Annotated in this window: 13 protein-coding genes, 1 tRNA gene and 1 pseudogene; 9 read left to right on the forward strand and 6 right to left on the reverse strand. The window is 72.6% G+C overall.

Annotation, left to right across the window (positions count from 1 at the left end; all coding sequences use genetic code 11):
* Window positions 1-141: 141 nt before the first annotated feature.
* Both C229_RS36035 and C229_RS36040 read right to left on the reverse strand, forming a co-directional pair.
* The gene (locus C229_RS36035) at window positions 142-999 is read right to left on the reverse strand and encodes an aminotransferase class I/II-fold pyridoxal phosphate-dependent enzyme (protein WP_018654607.1); all 858 of its coding nucleotides are present in this window, start codon (window positions 997-999) and stop codon (window positions 142-144) included.
* A gap of 792 nt (window positions 1,000-1,791) precedes the next feature.
* Window positions 1,792-1,926: pseudogene (locus C229_RS36040) on the reverse strand (PLP-dependent aminotransferase family protein); the annotation flags it as partial.
* Window positions 1,927-2,073: 147 nt separating this feature from the next.
* On the opposite strand from C229_RS36040, the gene C229_RS0108295 reads away from it, so the two are divergent.
* Complete coding sequence (locus C229_RS0108295; RefSeq protein ID WP_026313571.1) at window positions 2,074-2,706, forward strand: LysE family translocator; 633 nt, start codon at window positions 2,074-2,076, stop codon at window positions 2,704-2,706.
* 435 nt (window positions 2,707-3,141) lie between these two features.
* The gene (locus C229_RS0108300; protein WP_018654610.1) at window positions 3,142-3,777 is read left to right on the forward strand and encodes a LysE family translocator; all 636 of its coding nucleotides are present in this window, start codon (window positions 3,142-3,144) and stop codon (window positions 3,775-3,777) included.
* Window positions 3,778-3,789: 12 nt separating this feature from the next.
* Here C229_RS0108300 and C229_RS0108305 read toward each other — a convergent pair whose 3' ends face one another.
* Window positions 3,790-5,397 carry a peptide chain release factor 3 gene (locus C229_RS0108305; protein ID WP_018654611.1) on the reverse strand — a complete coding sequence of 536 codons (1,608 nt, stop codon included), beginning with the start codon at window positions 5,395-5,397 and terminating at the stop codon, window positions 3,790-3,792.
* A gap of 536 nt (window positions 5,398-5,933) precedes the next feature.
* Here C229_RS0108305 and C229_RS34870 point away from each other — a divergent pair.
* The 5 genes from C229_RS34870 to C229_RS0108325 all read left to right on the forward strand — a co-directional run bounded on the left by C229_RS34870 (window position 5,934) and on the right by C229_RS0108325 (window position 11,261).
* Window positions 5,934-6,134 carry a hypothetical protein gene (locus tag C229_RS34870; protein WP_033423950.1) on the forward strand — a complete coding sequence of 67 codons (201 nt, stop codon included), beginning with the start codon at window positions 5,934-5,936 and terminating at the stop codon, window positions 6,132-6,134.
* Between the two features lie 219 nt (window positions 6,135-6,353).
* Window positions 6,354-8,066 (forward strand): S8 family serine peptidase, encoded by a 1,713-nt coding sequence (locus C229_RS0108310; RefSeq protein ID WP_018654612.1) that lies wholly within the window; start codon window positions 6,354-6,356, stop codon window positions 8,064-8,066.
* A 60-nt stretch (window positions 8,067-8,126) separates the two neighbouring features.
* A complete protein-coding gene (locus C229_RS0108315) occupies window positions 8,127-8,594 on the forward strand; it encodes a low molecular weight protein-tyrosine-phosphatase (protein WP_026313572.1) in 468 nt (155 codons plus the stop codon).
* Window positions 8,591-9,412: a fructosamine kinase family protein gene (locus C229_RS0108320; protein WP_018654614.1), complete on the forward strand. Its 822-nt coding sequence runs from the start codon at window positions 8,591-8,593 to the stop codon at window positions 9,410-9,412. Before C229_RS0108315 ends, C229_RS0108320 begins: the two co-directional genes overlap by 4 nt.
* A gap of 838 nt (window positions 9,413-10,250) precedes the next feature.
* Entirely contained in the window at window positions 10,251-11,261 is a 1,011-nt protein-coding gene (locus C229_RS0108325) for a hypothetical protein (protein WP_018654615.1), read from the forward strand.
* Between the two features lie 6 nt (window positions 11,262-11,267).
* On the opposite strand, the gene C229_RS0108330 is transcribed toward C229_RS0108325, so the two are convergent.
* The 3 genes from C229_RS0108330 to C229_RS0108340 form a co-directional block, all read right to left on the reverse strand.
* A complete protein-coding gene (locus C229_RS0108330; RefSeq protein WP_018654616.1) occupies window positions 11,268-12,392 on the reverse strand; it encodes a fatty acid desaturase family protein in 1,125 nt (374 codons plus the stop codon).
* 22 nt (window positions 12,393-12,414) lie between these two features.
* On the reverse strand, window positions 12,415-13,452 hold the full coding sequence (locus C229_RS0108335) for a ferredoxin reductase (protein WP_018654617.1): 1,038 nt from the start codon (window positions 13,450-13,452) through the stop codon (window positions 12,415-12,417).
* Window positions 13,453-13,699: 247 nt separating this feature from the next.
* The gene (locus tag C229_RS0108340) at window positions 13,700-14,410 is read right to left on the reverse strand and encodes a DUF427 domain-containing protein (protein ID WP_026313573.1); all 711 of its coding nucleotides are present in this window, start codon (window positions 14,408-14,410) and stop codon (window positions 13,700-13,702) included.
* Between the two features lie 157 nt (window positions 14,411-14,567).
* Here C229_RS0108340 and C229_RS0108345 point away from each other — a divergent pair, with 157 nt between their 5' ends.
* Together C229_RS0108345 and C229_RS0108350 are read left to right on the forward strand one after the other, a co-directional pair.
* The gene (locus C229_RS0108345; protein WP_018654619.1) at window positions 14,568-16,052 is read left to right on the forward strand and encodes an alpha/beta hydrolase; all 1,485 of its coding nucleotides are present in this window, start codon (window positions 14,568-14,570) and stop codon (window positions 16,050-16,052) included.
* 67 nt (window positions 16,053-16,119) lie between these two features.
* Window positions 16,120-16,195, forward strand: a tRNA-Thr gene (locus C229_RS0108350).
* The last annotated feature ends 15 nt before the right edge of the window (window positions 16,196-16,210 follow it).

Here is a 16,210-nt window from a genome sequence, read left to right on the forward strand (position 1 = left end):
GCATGGCGAACTGCACGATGCCGGAAGCGCGTCCGCGGCCCCGCCCCACCGCCCGTCGGGCTTACGCGCGAACCGCACAGACGCGCTCCCGGCGGGAGGAGGTCCGGTGGCCTCATGAACGGTCGCCGTGACGGTGACGGCTCACAACGCCCCGGCGGCGAGGGCCGCCAGGCGGTCGAGGGCGTCCCGCAGGACGTCGGGCGGCGGCGCGGACAGCGCCAGCCGGACCGCCGCCGGGGCGCTGCCGCGCGCCACCGCGAACGCCTCGCCCGGCGCCACGGCGATGCCCGCGCGGCGCGCGGCCTCCGTGAACGTCTCGGCCCGCCACGGGGCGGGCAGCTCCCACCAGCAGAAGTACGAGTGCGGCGCGGTGCGGACCGTGCCGGGCAGGTTCCCGACGAGCCGCTGCCGCTCCCGCGCGTCGGCGCGCTTGGCGTCGGTGAGAGCGGCGACCGTGCCGTCGTTGAGCCAGCCCGTCGCGGCCTCCACCGCGAAGCCGGACGCGCCCCAGGCGCCGTCCCTGACCGCGTCGGCGACCCGTGTGGTCAGGTGCGGCGGGGTGAGGGCGTAGCCGACGCCGAGGCCGGGCGCGCAGCGCTTGGCGAGACCGTCCACGAGGACCGCGCGATCCGGCGCGAACGCGGCCAGCGGGGGCGGGGCGTCCGGTTCGAGGAACGCCCAGACGGCGTCCTCGATCAGCGTGAGGCCGGTGTCCGCCAGCTCCGCGCGCCGCCACGCCGGCATCGTGACGCCGTAGGGGTTGTGCAGCGTCGGCTGCACGTACACGGCCGCGACCGGGGCGCGCCGGTGGGCGTCCAGCAGCGCGTCGGCCCGCATCCCGGCGCCGTCCATCGCCACCGGCACGAGCCGAACCCCGAGCCGCTCCGCCAGCACCCGCACCATCGGATAGCTCACGTCCTCGACGGCCAGCCGCTCCCCGGGCCGCACCAACGCCGCGACGACAGCGGCCAACGCCTGCCGCCCACCCCCGGCGACCACGACCCCCTCGACATCGGCCCCCCAACCGGGCCAAGCACCGTCACCGAAGGCACCGGTTCGTCCATCTGCGCCGGAAAGGCCGGTCGGCGCGCCTGCCTGGAACGCGGCACCGCCCGCGTCGATGTCGGAACGCCCGGGTTGCACGCCTGTCCGGGACGCGGCACTGCCCGCGCTGATGCCGGATCGCCCACGTCGCACGCCTGGTTGGAACGCGGCACCGCCCGCGCTGGCGCCGGATCGCCCTGGTTCTGCGCCTGCCTGGGACGCCGCACCGCCCGCGTCGATGTCGGAACAGTCGGGCCGCACGCCTGACCGGAATGCCGCACTGGTCGTGTTGATGCCGGATCGCCCGGGTTGTTCGCCTGTCTGGGGTGTCGCGTTGCCGGTGCCGGGCAACCCGGGTGGGGCGCCTGGCTGGGATGCCGCACTGCCCATGCCGGAACGGCCGGGTCGCGCGCCTGCCCGGGATGCCGCATTGCCCGCGCCGGTGCCGGAAGCGTCGGGCCCGCCGGGGCGCGTCCACAGGGCGGCGAGTGCGCGGCGGAGTGTCGCGTTCCCGGCCGTGGTCGCGGGGCGTAGCGCGTCGGCGAGCGCGTCCGGGCGCAGCAGCCGGTCCAGGCCGCGCGCCAGCAGCCGCGCCTGCCCGGGGACGACCGGATGACCGAACCGCAGGTCGACGGGCTCGGCGGCGGGCTCGGCCACGGCCGGATCGGCGCGCGGCGGCGCGGCGCGCACGAACGTCCCGCGCCCCACCTCCCCGACGACCAGCCCGCGCCGCCGCAGCTCGGCGTAGACCCGCGCCGCCGTCGACTCGGCGACCCCCTCCGCCCGCGCGAACACCCGCTGCGGCGCCAGCCTGTCCCCGGGCCGAAGCCGCCCGCCCGCGATCTCCGCCGCGATCCGATCGGCGATGCGCAGGTACTCCATCTCGACCTTCCGTCCGCTGAACCCGCCCGAGGGGGCACGGCGCAGCACATTCGGCGTCCGGCCGGGGGCGGTCGCCGCGCTGCGTTCTTGCTCTGAATGCAATGCGAAGTATTGCACCGAGCCGATACGAGCAGGTTGGCTGGGGTGATGGTGACGATGGGGGCCGTACTCGGTGTGATGGCCGTGGGGCTGGGCCTGGTGCTGACGCCCGGGCCGAACATGATCTACCTGGTGTCGCGGTCGGTGACGCAGGGGCGCGGCGCCGGGTTCGTCTCGCTGGCCGGGGTCGCGGCGGGCTTCGCGGTGTACGTGTGCGCGGCGGCGGTGGGCCTGACGGCGCTGTTCACGCACGTCCCCGCCCTGTACACGGCCGTCAAGGTCGCCGGGGCGCTCTACCTGCTGTGGCTCGCCTACCGGACGCTGCGCGGCGGCGCGTCCCCGTTCGAGCCCGGCACGACCGCCCACGACACGAAGCGCCGCCTGTTCACGATGGGTCTCGTGACGAACCTGCTCAACCCGAAGATCGCCGTCCTCTACGTGTCGCTGCTGCCGCAGTTCATCGACCCGTCGCGCGGCTCGGTCGCCGTCCAGAGCCTTCTGCTCGGCCTCGCCCACATCGCCGTCGCGCTCACCGTGAACGGCCTCATCGTCCTCGGCGCCGGGACCATCGCCACCTTCCTGCGCACCCGCCCCACCTGGCAGCGCGTCCAACGCCGCGTCATGGGCACGGTCCTCGCAGGCATGGCCGTCCACCTCGGCCTGAGCGGCCCCACAACCTGACCAACGCCCGAACACCCCGACGACCGTCACACAACGCGCGAAACACAACCGCGAACTCCACCCGCCACCACCCCGGACCTGACCCCATGGACACCGCACACGCGCCTCCACGACCCCCGAAACCGCACCACCCGGCTGCGTGATCCCCACGAGCGCGGAGGCACGGGCGTCGCCGCCTGCCGTGTGATTCCGGCGTGCGCGGAGCGGGTGGGCGTCTCCGCCCGGCGTGTGATCCCGGTGTCCGCGCGGCGGTGGACATCTCAGCCCGGCGCCTGATCCCGGGGTGCGCGGAGGGACGGCGGCACGTGACAGCGATGTGCGTCGCCGCACGGCCGCGCGATTTCGGTGTCCGTGCAGCGTGGGGGCGGGTGGGTCGCGTGGGGCGGGGGTGAATCGGATTGCGGCCGTTCGGCCCCGCGCTGTTGAATGATCGGCATGGTGACGACCGGTGCGGTGCTCGGGATCATGCTGGTCGAGCTGGGCATGGTGCTCGTGCCGGGGCCGAACATGGTCTATCTCGTGACGCGATCGGTGACGCAGGGGCGGATGGCCGGGTTCGTGTCGCTCGCGGGGGTGGCGGTCGGCTTCGCGTGCTACATGTGCGCCACCGCGTTCGGGCTGTCCGCGCTGTTCACCTACGTGCCCGCGCTGTACACGGTGCTGAAGATCGCGGGCGCGCTGTACCTGCTGTGGCTCGCCTGGCAGACGCTCCGCCCCGGTGGCACGTCGATGTTCGACACCGGCGGGACCACCGTCGACCCGCCGCTGCGCCTCTTCACCATGGGCCTGGTGACGAACCTGCTGAACCCCAAGATCGCCATGCTGTACATGTCGTTGCTGCCGCAGTTCATCGACCCGTCGCGCGGGTCCGTCGCGGTGCAGAGCCTCATCCTCGGCCTCGCGCAGATCGCCGTCGCCGTCACGGTGAGCAGCCTCATCGTCCTCGGCGCGGGGACCGCCGCCGCGTTCCTGCGCACCCGTCCCACCTGGCAGCGCGTCCAGCGCTACGTCACCGGCACCGTCCTCGGCGCGCTGGCGCTGCACCTCGGCCTCAGCCGCCCCGCCACCTGACCGGGCGCCCGGTCAGGAACCGGCGGCGAGCATGGGGGTGAGGGTCAGTTCGGGGTGCTCGCGCTGGACGGCGTTGAGGCGCCACTTGTCGGTGAAGACGGCGATGAGCGCGCCGTCGATGCGGCGGGTCAGGACTTCGACGCCGTTGCGCGCGTCGAGGACGGGCGCGGACGCGGCGTCGGTGACGCGGGCCGTTGTGTAGTCGAGGCGGGTCAGCTCCACCGGGGAGTTGAACTCGGTCTCCATCCGGTGTGCCACGACCTCGAACTGGAGCTGCCCCACGGCCGCGAGGACGGGCGCCTGGTCGCCGCGCAGGTCGCTGCGCAGCACCTGGACGGCGCCCTCGCCGTCGAGCTGGTCGATGCCGGAGCGGAACTGTTTGGTGCGGCCCTTGTCCTTGGCGCGGGCGACGGCGAACAGCTCCGGCGCGAACGCCGGGATCGGCGGGAACGTCACGGGGGTGCGGGCGTAGACGGTGTCGCCGACGACGAGACCGCCGGTGCCGGACAGCCCGATGACGTCGCCGGGGTAGGCGAGGTCGACGGTCTCACGGTCGCGGCCGAACATCGTCTGCGCGTACTTGGTCGCCAGCGGACGCCCGGTTCGGCCCTGCGTGACGGACATGCCGCGCTCGAACCGGCCGGAGCAGACGCGGACGAACGCGAGCGTGTCGCGGTGGGCGCGGTCCATTCCGGCCTGCACCTTGAAGACCTGTCCGGCGAACGGCGCGGTGACATCGCGCGGGTCGCCGTCGATGTCGGCGCGGGCGGACGGCGGCGGGGCGAGGTCGCGGATGGCGGCGAGCAGTTCGCGCACGCCGAAGTTGGGCAGCGCCGCACCGAACAGGACGGGCGTCACCCGGCCGGAGCGGAAGCCCTCGGCGTCGAGGTCGGCGCCGATCTCGCGCAGCAGCTCGATCTCCTCGACGGCCGTGACGTAGGCGTCGCCTTCCTCTTCGAGGGCGCGGTCCTCGTCGACGACCTCGGACACGGCCTTCGTCGCCCCGCCCGGCGTGCGGCGGTAGCGGGTGAAGACACCCGTCTCGCGGTCGATGAGGCCGCGGAAGTCGCCCGCGATGCCGACGGGCCAGTTCAGCGGGGCGGGCTTGAGCCCGATGCGCTGTTCGACCTCGTCGAGCAGTTCGAGGGGTTCGCGGCCGGGCCGGTCCCACTTGTTGACGAACGTCAGGACGGGGACGCCCCGGTGCCGGCAGACGTCGAACAGCTTGAGCGTCTGCGCCTCCAGACCCTTCGCCGAGTCGAGCAGCATGATCGCGGCGTCGACGGCGGCGAGGACGCGGTAGGTGTCCTCGGAGAAGTCGGCGTGGCCCGGGGTGTCGAGCAGGTTGAGCAGGACGTCGTCGAACTCGAACCGCAGCACCGACGAGGTGATGGAGATGCCGCGCGCCCGCTCCATCGCCATCCAGTCGGACGCGACGCCCTTCCGCCCGGCCTTGCCGTGCACCGCGCCCGCCTCCTCGATCGCCGCGGCGTGCAGCGCGAGCGCCTCGGTGAGCGTGGACTTGCCGGCGTCCGGGTGACTGATCACCGCGAACGTACGACGGCGGGCGATCTCCCGCCCGATCTCAGCGACGGGCACAGCCTCGGCGGACGTGGTCATCCCTGCAAACTACCGCGCCACACCCCCCGCCAAGTACACGACGACCCCCACTCCCAGCACCACGATCCCCCCGACGCCCACACCCACGGCAACGCCACCACCCCCGCACACCAACGACCCCCACCCCCGGCCACACCCCGCCGCCAAACCCAAGACCAACCACCCCCGCGAGCCCCGCCACCATGCACAAAACCCACTCCCGACCCTCCACCCCACCTCGACCACCCCGCACAGCACCACGCCACCGGCCCTTCCCCCACTTTCGCGGCCCCGCGCGGGACCGTGCGGCCGGTCCCTCGCCCCTCCTCCACCACCCTGCCCGGCGCCACGCCACCGGACCTCCGCTCGGCTTCCGCCGCCCGGTGCGGCATAGTGCGGCCGGATCTCCGTCCCACGTCCACCGCCCCGCACAGCATCGCGAGTCTGAATTCCGACCTGCCTTCACCGTCGTGCGCGGCGTCCGGCCAGGTACCCCAGAACGGCCGAGCCGTTCCCGCCCGTACGGGTACGCGCCGCCGGACGACGGGTACCGCGTCGTGAGCCACGCCGACGACATCCCGTTGCAGTACGCCACCCCGGCCGCCACCATCAGCGCGACGAGCAGCCCCGACCTAGCCGCCGCCCCCGGCGGCCCCGGCGCCGCGAATGTCCCGGCACCGAGCATCGCCCCGAGCCCGACGACCACCGCGTCCGACGTCCCCAGTCTCCGCCGCAATCCCTCCATGCCGCGATGCTAGATCGACGCGATGACGCCCGGCCGTCCTCCGCGAGCCCTGTGGATAACTTTCTTCGCGGCCCCTTTTCCCGCCTCTAAACGTCGCAATCTGTGACGTCTTAACGCAAACTGTCCTGCTTCGTTATAAACACGTACGCAAGCCTCAACCGTGCCGAACCTACGGTCTCCTGGCCAAGCGCCCGGCCCCTCCCGGGCGCACCCATCCGTCAGGAGGTCCGCTTTGCGGCGTGTCCTGCTCGCCACCGCCTGCGCCGTCGCCACCGCGGCGTCGCTGGCCGCCCCCGTCACCGCGCAAGCGCAGCCAGCCCAGGCCGACAAGGCCACCGAATACGTCGTCCTCTACAAGGACGGCGCCTCGCTCGGCGCGGCGCGCGCCGCGCTCAAGGCGGTCGGCGCCACGATCGTCCGCGAGAACACCGACGTTGGCGTCGCCACCGTCCGTACCCGGACGCGCGACTTCGGCGCGGCCGTCGCGGCGCAGGCCGCCCTCGACGGCGCCGCCTCGCAGCAGATCATCGGCAAGGCCCCCAAGAACGCGCACGCCCGCAGCCGCGACACCGACGAGAAACTCGCCGGCACGCAGGGCCGCTTCGACTTCGGCAGGCCCAAGGGCGAGGAGCCCCTCGCCGGCCTCCAGTGGGACATGAAGCAGATCGGCGCCACCGCCAAGGGCTCGCACCGCACCGAGCCGGGCGACCGCCGCGTCATCGTCGGCGTCATCGACACCGGCGTGGACGGCGACCACCCGGACATCAAGCCCAACTTCAACCGCGCGCTCAGCCGCAACTTCACCGTCGACGTCCCCACGGACGCCAACGGCAACGAGGTCGACGGCCCCTGCGAGGACGAGCCGGACGGCTCCTGCAACGACCCGGCGGACGTCGACGAGAACGAGCACGGCACGCACGTCGCGTCGACCATCGCCTCGCCGCGCAACGGCCTGGGCATCGCGGGCGTCGCCCCGAACGTCCAGATCGTGAACCTGCGCGCCGGGCAGGACTCGGGCTACTTCTTCCTCCAGCCCACCGTGGACGCGCTCACGTTCGCCGGCAAGAACGGCATCGACGTGGTCAACATGAGCTACTACATCGACCCGTGGGCGTGGAACTGCACGAACAACGCGGCCGACTCGCCCGCCGACCGGCGTGAGCAGGCCACGGTGATCAAGGCGGCGCAGCGCGCCCTGGACTTCGCCTACCGCAACGGCGTCACGCTCGTCTCGGCGGCGGGCAACCAGCGCGTCGACTACACCAAGCCGCTCACCGACACCGGCAGCCCGAACTTCGCGTCCGAGCCGGGCGAGGAGCCGCGGGAGCGGACGATCCACCCGAGCTGCCAGTCGATGCCGTCCGAGGGCAACCACGTGATCCCGGTGTCGTCCACCGGTATCAGCGAGCGCAAGGCGTACTACTCCAGCTACGGCAACGGTTACGTCAAGGTCGCGGCGCCCGGTGGCGACAAGGTCGACAACCCGGACGGCAAGGCCGACGACCGGCTCGGCATCTGGGCCGCCTACCCCGAGTCGATCGCCCGCGAGCGCGGCGAGCTGAACGCCGACGGAACGCCGAACACGCCGCGCGTCGTGCGCGACTGCAAGGGCGGCACGTGCGCGTACTACCAGTCGATCCAGGGCACTTCGATGGCCGCGCCGCACGCGGCGGGCGTCGCGGCGCTGATCGTCAGCAAGTACGGGAAGAAGGATCGCAGGGGCGGCCTGACCATGAGCCCGGCGGCCGTGGAACGCCGCCTGCTCGGCACGGCGACGCCCAAGGCGTGCCCGTCGCCGCGCACGCAGGAGTACGTCTGGTACACCCGCGCGGCCGACGGTAGCTGGGTGCGGAACAGCTCCACGCAGACGTGCGAGGGCACCAAGGGCCGCAACGGCTTCTACGGCGCGGGCATCATCAGCGCGCTGAACGCCGTCCGGCGCTAGTTATCCACAGGCGGCCCCCGGTCTCGACGCCGGGGGCCGCTCGGCTGATACCCATGGGACATGGCATTCAGGGTGACGTTCGTGTGCACGGGGAACATCTGCCGCTCGCCGATGGCCGAGCAGGTGTTACGCCGGCACGCGAAGGACGAGGGACTCGACGTCGAGGTCGACAGCTCCGGAACCGACGGCTGGCACGCCGGTCAGGAGGCCGACGCGCGGACGGTCGCCGTGCTGCGCCGCGCGGGGTACGGCTTCGACCACGCGGCGCGGCGGTTCGAGGCCGACTGGTTCGACCGCTACGACCTGATCCTCGCGCTGGACGAGGGCCATCTGCGCGAGCTGCGCGCCCGCGCACCCGACGCCGAGTCCCGCGACAAGATCCGGCTGCTGCGCGAGTTCGATCCCGCCGCCGGGGACGACCTGGACGTTCCCGACCCGTACTACGGCGACGACGCCGGTTTCGACGAGGTCCTCGCGCTGGTGGAGGCCGCGATGCCCGGCCTGCTCGACGAGATCCGCAGCCGATGAGCGCGCTGCACGACGTCACCGACCTCGGCTCCAGCCACTCCTGGACGCTGCATCGCGCCCGGCTGGACGACGGCACCGACGTGTTCGTCAAGCGCGCCGCGTCCGCGCCGGGCGTCTTCGACGCCGAGGCGCGCGGCCTGCGCTGGCTCGTCGAGGCGGGCGGCGATCCGCCCGTGGCGCGGGTCGTGCACGCCGACGAGCGCACGCTCGTCCTGCCGTGGCTGCCGACGCGGAGCCCGGACGCGCGCGCCGCCGAACGGTTCGGCCGCGAGCTGGCCGCGCTGCACGCCGCCGGGCCGGAGGAGTTCGGCGCCTCGTGGGACGGCTTCATCGCCGATCTCCCGCTCGACAACACGCCCGATCCGGGGCCGTGGCCGCGCTGGTTCGCGGAACGGCGCCTCGCGCCCTACCTGCCCGCCGCCGCACGGCATCTGACCACGGCCGACGTGCGGCGCGTCGAGCGCGTCCTGGAGTCGATCGACGCCCTCGCGGGTCCGCCCGAGCCGCCGAGCCGCACGCACGGCGATCTGTGGTCCGGGAACGTGCTGTGGTCGGATGGGCGCGGCATCCTCATCGACCCCGCCGCACACGGAGGCCACCGCGAGACCGACCTCGCGGCCCTGGACCTCTTCGGCGCCCCCCACCTCGACCGCGTCCTCGCCGCCTACGACGAGACGGTGCCGCTCGCCGACGGCTGGCGCGAACGCGTGCCGCTGCACCAGATGCACCTGCTCCTGGTCCACGTCGTGCTGTTCGGCTCGTCCTACGCACCCCGCCTCGCCGACGCCGCCGCCCGCTCACTCGCATCGGGCGGCTAGGACGTGGACGCATCGGTCACCCCGGGCCCCGGGCTCGCTGAGGGCGACACCCGGCTGATCGAGACGAGGCGGGCTCGCGATCCAAACCGCCGCGTCCGGCTCGTCGCGCCCGCGCGTGGGCGAGACGACCGGAGGGCGCGCTGTCCGAACGCGTCGCGCCCGCGTGTGGGCGGGATGACCTGCACCGGCCCCTGCTCCGCCGCGACCCGCCTCGTCGCGACCGGCGTCTGGGAGGAACCAGCAGCCTCGCGCCCGCGAGACGGGATTCGGCCTGCGCTCGTCGCGCCCGAGCTTGGGCGGAGCAGCCGAGGCCGAGACGGCCCCACCTCGGCCCCGCTCGTCGCGCCCGCGCGTGGGCGGAGATCGAGTAGACGCTCGGAGACGAGCTGGCCGACCCGCTCGTCGCGCCCGCGCGTGGGCTGAGTCTGGAATCGGTGGGGGTGGTTCTGCGGGGATCGGGCGTCGAGCTCGTGTGCCGTTGGGGGAGTACCTGGGGCGTAGGGCGGCCGTTTCGGGTCTTCGGGTGCCGGGTCCGTGGCGGGCCGACGTTCACCGCTGACAGGTCCAGCGGTGAGCACGAGGGAGCTTCCGCTCGGCATGGCGCGAGGTGAGGACGGGACGTTCGGGGGTGCGTTCGCGCGGCGTCGTGTGGGCGGAGGTGGAGCGTTCCGGGGAGGTGTCAGGGAACGGGCGTGGAGTCGGGCCGGACGGCTTAGGCTGGTGCGCGGCAATCGTCCGTTACGCGGGGTTGACTCCGTGGATGTGGGTGTTTGTCGGGGGCGGGATGAGATAGAAACGACGGGCACGTGCGCGGACGGAAGGGTGGAAGCGTCAGGCGATGAGTGGTCACGACAACGAGGCCGGGAACGGGCCACGGCTTCTCTCCTGGCGCAGCCTGATCCCGCTCACCGTGGCGGTCGGGGCGTCGCTCACGATCGCGGGCGGGCTCGACACCGTCGAACGCGTCCAGGACCACCTGCGCGCCAAGCAGACCGAGGCCACCACGTCCGCGCAGAAGAAGCCCGCCAAGAAGACCGAGCCGCGCTACGTCGTCGGCGTCCGCCGCGCCGGTGGCGCGCTCGTCGTCCGCGACGCCAAGTCCGGCAAGGACGTGGGCGTCCCCGTCGCGGCCCCGGCCGACCGGCGGTTCCAGCGCGTCGCCGCCGCCGGGGGAGCCCGCAGCTACGTCGTCGCGTCGGCGGGCGGCGGCACCGTCACCTTCGACCGGCTCAAGCTCGACGACAAGGGCCGCCCCACCGCCCTCACGGCCATCCCCGACGCGACGGTGAAGGGCCGCTCGACGGCCTGGTCCGACCTCGCCGTCACCCCGGACGGCGACCGCATCGCCTACGTCGCCTACCAGGGCACCACGGGCCGCATCGCCGTGCTGAACGCCGAGACCGGCGAGCGGAAGGTCTGGACGACCCGCGCGTCCGCGCGGATCGGCAGCCTCTCCTGGGCCGGGGACACGCTGTCGTTCGTCTGGAGCCCGAGCGCGAAGCGCCACCAGCTCCGCACGCTCGACACCACAGCCGCGGCGGGCGATCTGAAGACCAGCCGCGCCGTCCTGCGGCTCCCGGCGGGCTCGCGCGCCGCCGTGCTCAGCCGCGACGGCGGCACCGTGCTGGCGGGTGTCGCCGACAAGGCGCAGACGTCGCTGCGCGCCTACTCCGTGGCGACCGGGCAGCCCACCGACGTCCTGTGGACCCGCCCGGTCGACGGCGGAGTGGCCCGGCTCGACGCCGACGGCAGCGGCGGGCACCTGCTGGCGTCCGGCGCCGACGGAACGCTCTACGGCAAGGGCGCGCTCGGCGCCAAGGCCGACGATCTCACCGACGTCGCCTGGTAGCCGGCGTCACGCCGCGACGGCCTCCTTGGCCAGCGGGGCGCGCGGCGGCACCGGCACCGTCTTCGGACCGGGCAGCGCGTACCGGAAGATCTTCTTCCACGTGCTCGTGACCTGCTTGGCCAGCGGACCCGTGTGGTACGGCAGGTCGTACTTCTCGCACAGCGCGCGGACGCGCGGCGCGATCTCGGCGTACCGGTTGCTGGGCAGGTCCGGGAACAGGTGGTGCTCGATCTGGTGGCTGAGGTTGCCGGTCATGATGTGGAACAGCTTCCCGCCGGTGATGTTCGCCGAGCCGAGGAGCTGCCGGACGTACCACTCGCCCTTGGACTCGCCCTCCAGGCGGTCCTCGGTGACCTCGAAGACGTCGACGTCGCCGGGGAAGTGCCCACAGAAGATGATCATGTGGGCCCAGACGTTGCGGATGATGTTCGCGGAGAAGTTCGCCGACAGTGTCGACAGGAACTGCGGCCCGCTGAGCAGCGGGAACGCGATGTAGTCCTTGCCCCACTGGCGGCGGATCTTGCGGCCGATCTGCCGCAGCTTCTCCTTGGTGACCTCCGGGTCGGCCGTGCCCTTGCGGATCTTCTCCAGGTCCAGGTCGTGCAGCGCGACGCCGTACTCGAAGAACATCGCCAGCAGCGCGTTGTAGACGGGCTGCGGCAGGTTGGCCGGGTGCCACGGCTGCTCGGCGCGGACCCGCAGGATGCCGTAGCCCACGTCGTGGTCCATGCCGAGGACGTTCGTGAACGTGTGGTGGACGAAGTTGTGCGAGTGCTTCCACTGCTCGGCGGGGGAGACGTTGTCCCACTCCCATGTCGTCGAGTGGATCTTGGGGTCGCGCATCCAGTCCCACTGGCCGTGCATGACGTTGTGCCCGATCTCCATGTTCTCCAGGATCTTGGCGACGGACAGCGTCGCGGTCCCGGCGACCCAGGCGGGCGGCAGCACGGAGGCCATCAGCAGCGCCCGGCCGCCGATCTCCAGACCGCGCTGCCACCGGATGATCCGGTGGATGTAGTCGGCGTCGTGGTCGCCGAGGTCGGCGCTGATCTCGTCGCGGATCGCGTCCAGTTCCCGGGCGATGGCCGCGTAGTCGGACGGGGTCAGATGCTCGGTGACGTTCGTGGTCATGATGGGTGACTCCTCTCGGGGGTCAGAGTTCGATCTCGACGGGCCCGGCCGCGGCCGAGATGCACGTCTGGACGAGGTGACCCTCCTCGCCGTGCACCTCGCCGGTCCGCAGGTCGCGGACCTGGCCGGACCGCAGGCGGCCGACGCAGCTGTAGCAGATGCCCATCCGGCAGCCGCTCGGCAGCAGCGCGCCCGCCTTCTCCCCGGCGTCCAGCAGGGGGGTGGCGCCGTCGGCGTCCACCGTCACGTCGCTCGCGCAGAACCGCACCCGGCCGCCCTCGCCGCCGGCCCCCGCCAGCACGGGACGGAAGCGCTCGACGCGCAGCCGGTCCGCGGCGTCCGCGGTGCGCCAGTGTGCCTCGGCCTCGTCGAGCATGTCGGCCGGGCCGCAGACCCAGGCGTCCCGCGTCGTCCAGTCGGGGCAGACGTCGGGCAGGTCGGCCGGCTTGAACCGGCCGTCCGTGGCGGTGTGCCGCACGTGCAGGGTCAGCCGCGGATGACGCGCGGCGAGCGCGCGCAGTTCAGCGCCGAAGATGACGTCGTCGGCCGTTCGGGCCGAGTGGACGACGACCGTGTCCGGCAGCGCGTCGCTCTCGGTGAGCGACCGCAGCATCGCCATGACGGGGGTGATGCCGCTGCCCGCCGTCAGGAACAGCAGCCGGTCGGGGATCGGCGAGGGGAGAGTGAACTCGCCGTCGGCCTGCTCCAGCCGCACGATCTCGCCGGGCTCGGCGCGTTCGGCGAGGTAGCGCGACACGACGCCGTCGGGGTTGGTCTTGACGGTGAGGCGGAGCCTGCCGTCGGACGTGCGGGGCGCGGACAGCGAGAACGTCCGCCAGTGGCGGACGCCGTCGACGTCCACGCCGATCTTCACCCACTGGCCGGGCCGGTGGCCGGCCCAGTCGGGACCGGGCTTGATGGTGATTGTCACGGTCCCGGGGGCTTCGGGGTGGATGTGCTCGATGCGTCCGCGCAGCTCGGCCGTCGACCACAGGGGGTTGACCAGGCCGAGGTAGTCCTCGGGCAGCAGGGGTGTGGTCAGCCAGCGTGTGGCCGACACGAGCCGGCGGACCGGTGTGCGTTGTCTCGTCGCTTGCGGACTCAAGCGGGCCTCCCCGGGCGGTCCTAACTTACGTTTCCGTAACCTACGGTCGCGTAGGTCCAGGAGGGATGCAAGGGGTCCTGTGCCCAAAGCGACAGGCATCACACCATCGCAAGATGTCCCACTAATTGATGTAAGCCCGGCTGCTAAACCGGCTCGGAGAGTGTGGGCACGAGTGAGGAAAACGCTCACCCGTGCCCATAACTCACTCGGAGTGGCGCTCGCCGTCCACGAACAGCGCGGCGCGACCGTCGTCGAAGCACACCAGGCCGGCGACGTCGATGCTCTCCGGCAGCGGCGTCGAGTACGACCAGACCAGGTCCTCGTGGGCGGTTTCGCCCGTGCGGAGCGTCCAGTACTCGGCGGTGCCCTTGTACGGGCAGTCGGTCGAGGTCCGCGTCGGCTCCAGCAGATCCATGCGGACGTGCGTCTTCGGCAGGTAGAAGCGTACGGGCAGCCCCGTCTCGAACAGCAGCGTCGGGCTCGCAGACTCCGCGACCGTCACCCCGTCCACCTCGACGCGGACGTGCCGCGAGCTGGGCAGGACGTCCACGCGCTTGTACGGGTCGCGCGGATGGGCGAAGACCTCGCGGTCCTCCTCGAACCAGGCGTCCATCGCCTGGTGGTCGATCCGGACGAGCCCGGCCAGCTCGGGCGCGTCGTACGCGCGGGCCGCGTCCTGCGCCGCCGCACCGTCCACGCGGACCGTCGAGACGGTGGGCGTGCCGAGCGTCCGGTGCGGTTCGTCCGCGCCGCCGGGCTCCAGTTCCGCGCGGACGTCCTCCTTCGGGATGTAGTACGTGGGGTAGTAGGGGTGCTCCCAGACCAGCCGGGGCGCTCGCGTGTCGGCCACGAGGCGTCCGGCGAGGTAGGCCCGGACGCGCTTGGCGCTCGTCTCCACTCGCAGGGAAGTCATGTCCGGGACAACCGGTGTGATGCGGGTCCTATGCCGGGGCGGGCGGATTGATCGCATTCGGGCGGTTCGCCCCGGGTGGCTGCCGGGAAGATCCGATGCCAGTATGGGCGGGCATGACCGGCGGAGTGTGATCGGCAGGCTACGAAACGGGGTTCTTGTGCGGGCGACGACGTTCACCGGTGCCGTGGCCGCGCTGCTCCTCGTGCTCGCGGGCTGCCAGGGCGGCGGTGCCCCCGGTTCCGCGTCCACCCCGGAGTTCGGCGCGCAGGACGTCTCCTGGAAGAACTGCGGCGACGGCTTCCAGTGCGGCACCGTCGAAGTCCCCCTCGACTACGCGCGGCCCGGCGGCGACGCGATCGACATCGCGCTCATCCGGCTGCCCGCGTCCGACTCGTCCCGCCGCATCGGCTCGCTGTTCACCAACCCGGGCGGGCCGGGCGGATCGGGCGTCCAGTTCGTCCGGCAGGCGGCGCGCGCGTTCGGCGCCGACCTGCGGCGCCGGTTCGACATCATCGGCTTCGACCCGCGCGGCGTCGGGCAGAGCAGCCCGGTGCGGTGCCTGACCGGGCGGCAGTTCGACACGTTCTTCGGCACCGACGCCTCGCCCGACGACCAGGCCGAGATCAACGCGTTCGCCGCCCAGTCCAAGGGCTTCGCGGACGCCTGCCGCGACCGCTCGGGCAAGCTCCTCCCGCACGTCGGCACGCGCGACGCCGCGCGCGACATGGACGTGCTGCGGGCGGCCGTCGGTGACGAGAAGCTGACGTACTTCGGCGCGTCCTACGGCACCTATCTCGGTGCGTTCTACGCGCGCGAGTTCCCCGGCAAGGTGCGGGCGCTCGTGCTCGACGGCGCCGTCGACCCGAAGGTCTCTGCGACGGACATCCTCGTCGAGCAGGCGAAGGGCTTCGAGACGGCGCTGCGGGCGTTCGTGGCCGACTGCGTCCCCCGGGCCGGGTGCCCGCTCGGCTCGTCCGCGCCGGCGGCGCTGAACCGCGTCAGCGAACTGCTGACGCAGGCCGACCGCGCGCCGCTGACGAACACGCGCGACTCCCGTCGCGTCACCGAGTCGTGGGCGGTGATGGGCATCGCGACGGCGCTGTACGCCAAGGAGTCGTGGCCGTACCTGCGTCAGGCCCTCGGCCAGGCCATCCGCGACCGCAACGGCACGCTGCTCATCACGCTCGCCGACACGATGGTGGAGCGCGACGAGAAGGGCGAGTACAGCAACCAGACCCCGGCGAACATGGCCGTGAACTGCGTCGACAAGCCGAGCCCGCCCGACCTCGCCGCCTACACCCGCGTCGCGGAGTCCACGAAGACCGCCTCGCCCCGCTTCGGCCCGTTCGTCACGTGGGGCGGTCTGCCCTGCACCTACTGGCCGACCAAGCCCACCGAGACCCCCGGCCCCATCGCGGCCAAGGGCTCCCCGCCCATCCTCGTCATCGGCACCACCCGCGACCCGGCCACCCCCTACGCCTGGTCGAAGAGCCTCGCCGCCCAGCTCGACCAGGGCGTCCTCCTCACCCTGAACGGCGACGGCCACACCGCCTACCTCCAGGGCGACCCCTGCATCACCACCGCCACCGACCGCTACCTGACGACGACCCGCCCCCCGGCGACCGGCACGACCTGCAACTGATGCACACGCCACCCCGAAGACCCGCTAGACTAATCCCCGCACCACGCCCCGAGGGCGTCGGCGCAACGCCGCCTTAGCTCAGTCGGCAGAGCGATTCACTCGTAATGAATAGGTCATCGGTTCGATTCCGATAGGCGGCTCCACCCCAAAGACCCCCC

It is taken from the genome of Actinomadura flavalba DSM 45200 (assembly GCF_000374305.1).
In the GTDB taxonomy this organism is placed as follows: domain Bacteria; phylum Actinomycetota; class Actinomycetes; order Streptosporangiales; family Streptosporangiaceae; genus Spirillospora; species Spirillospora flavalba.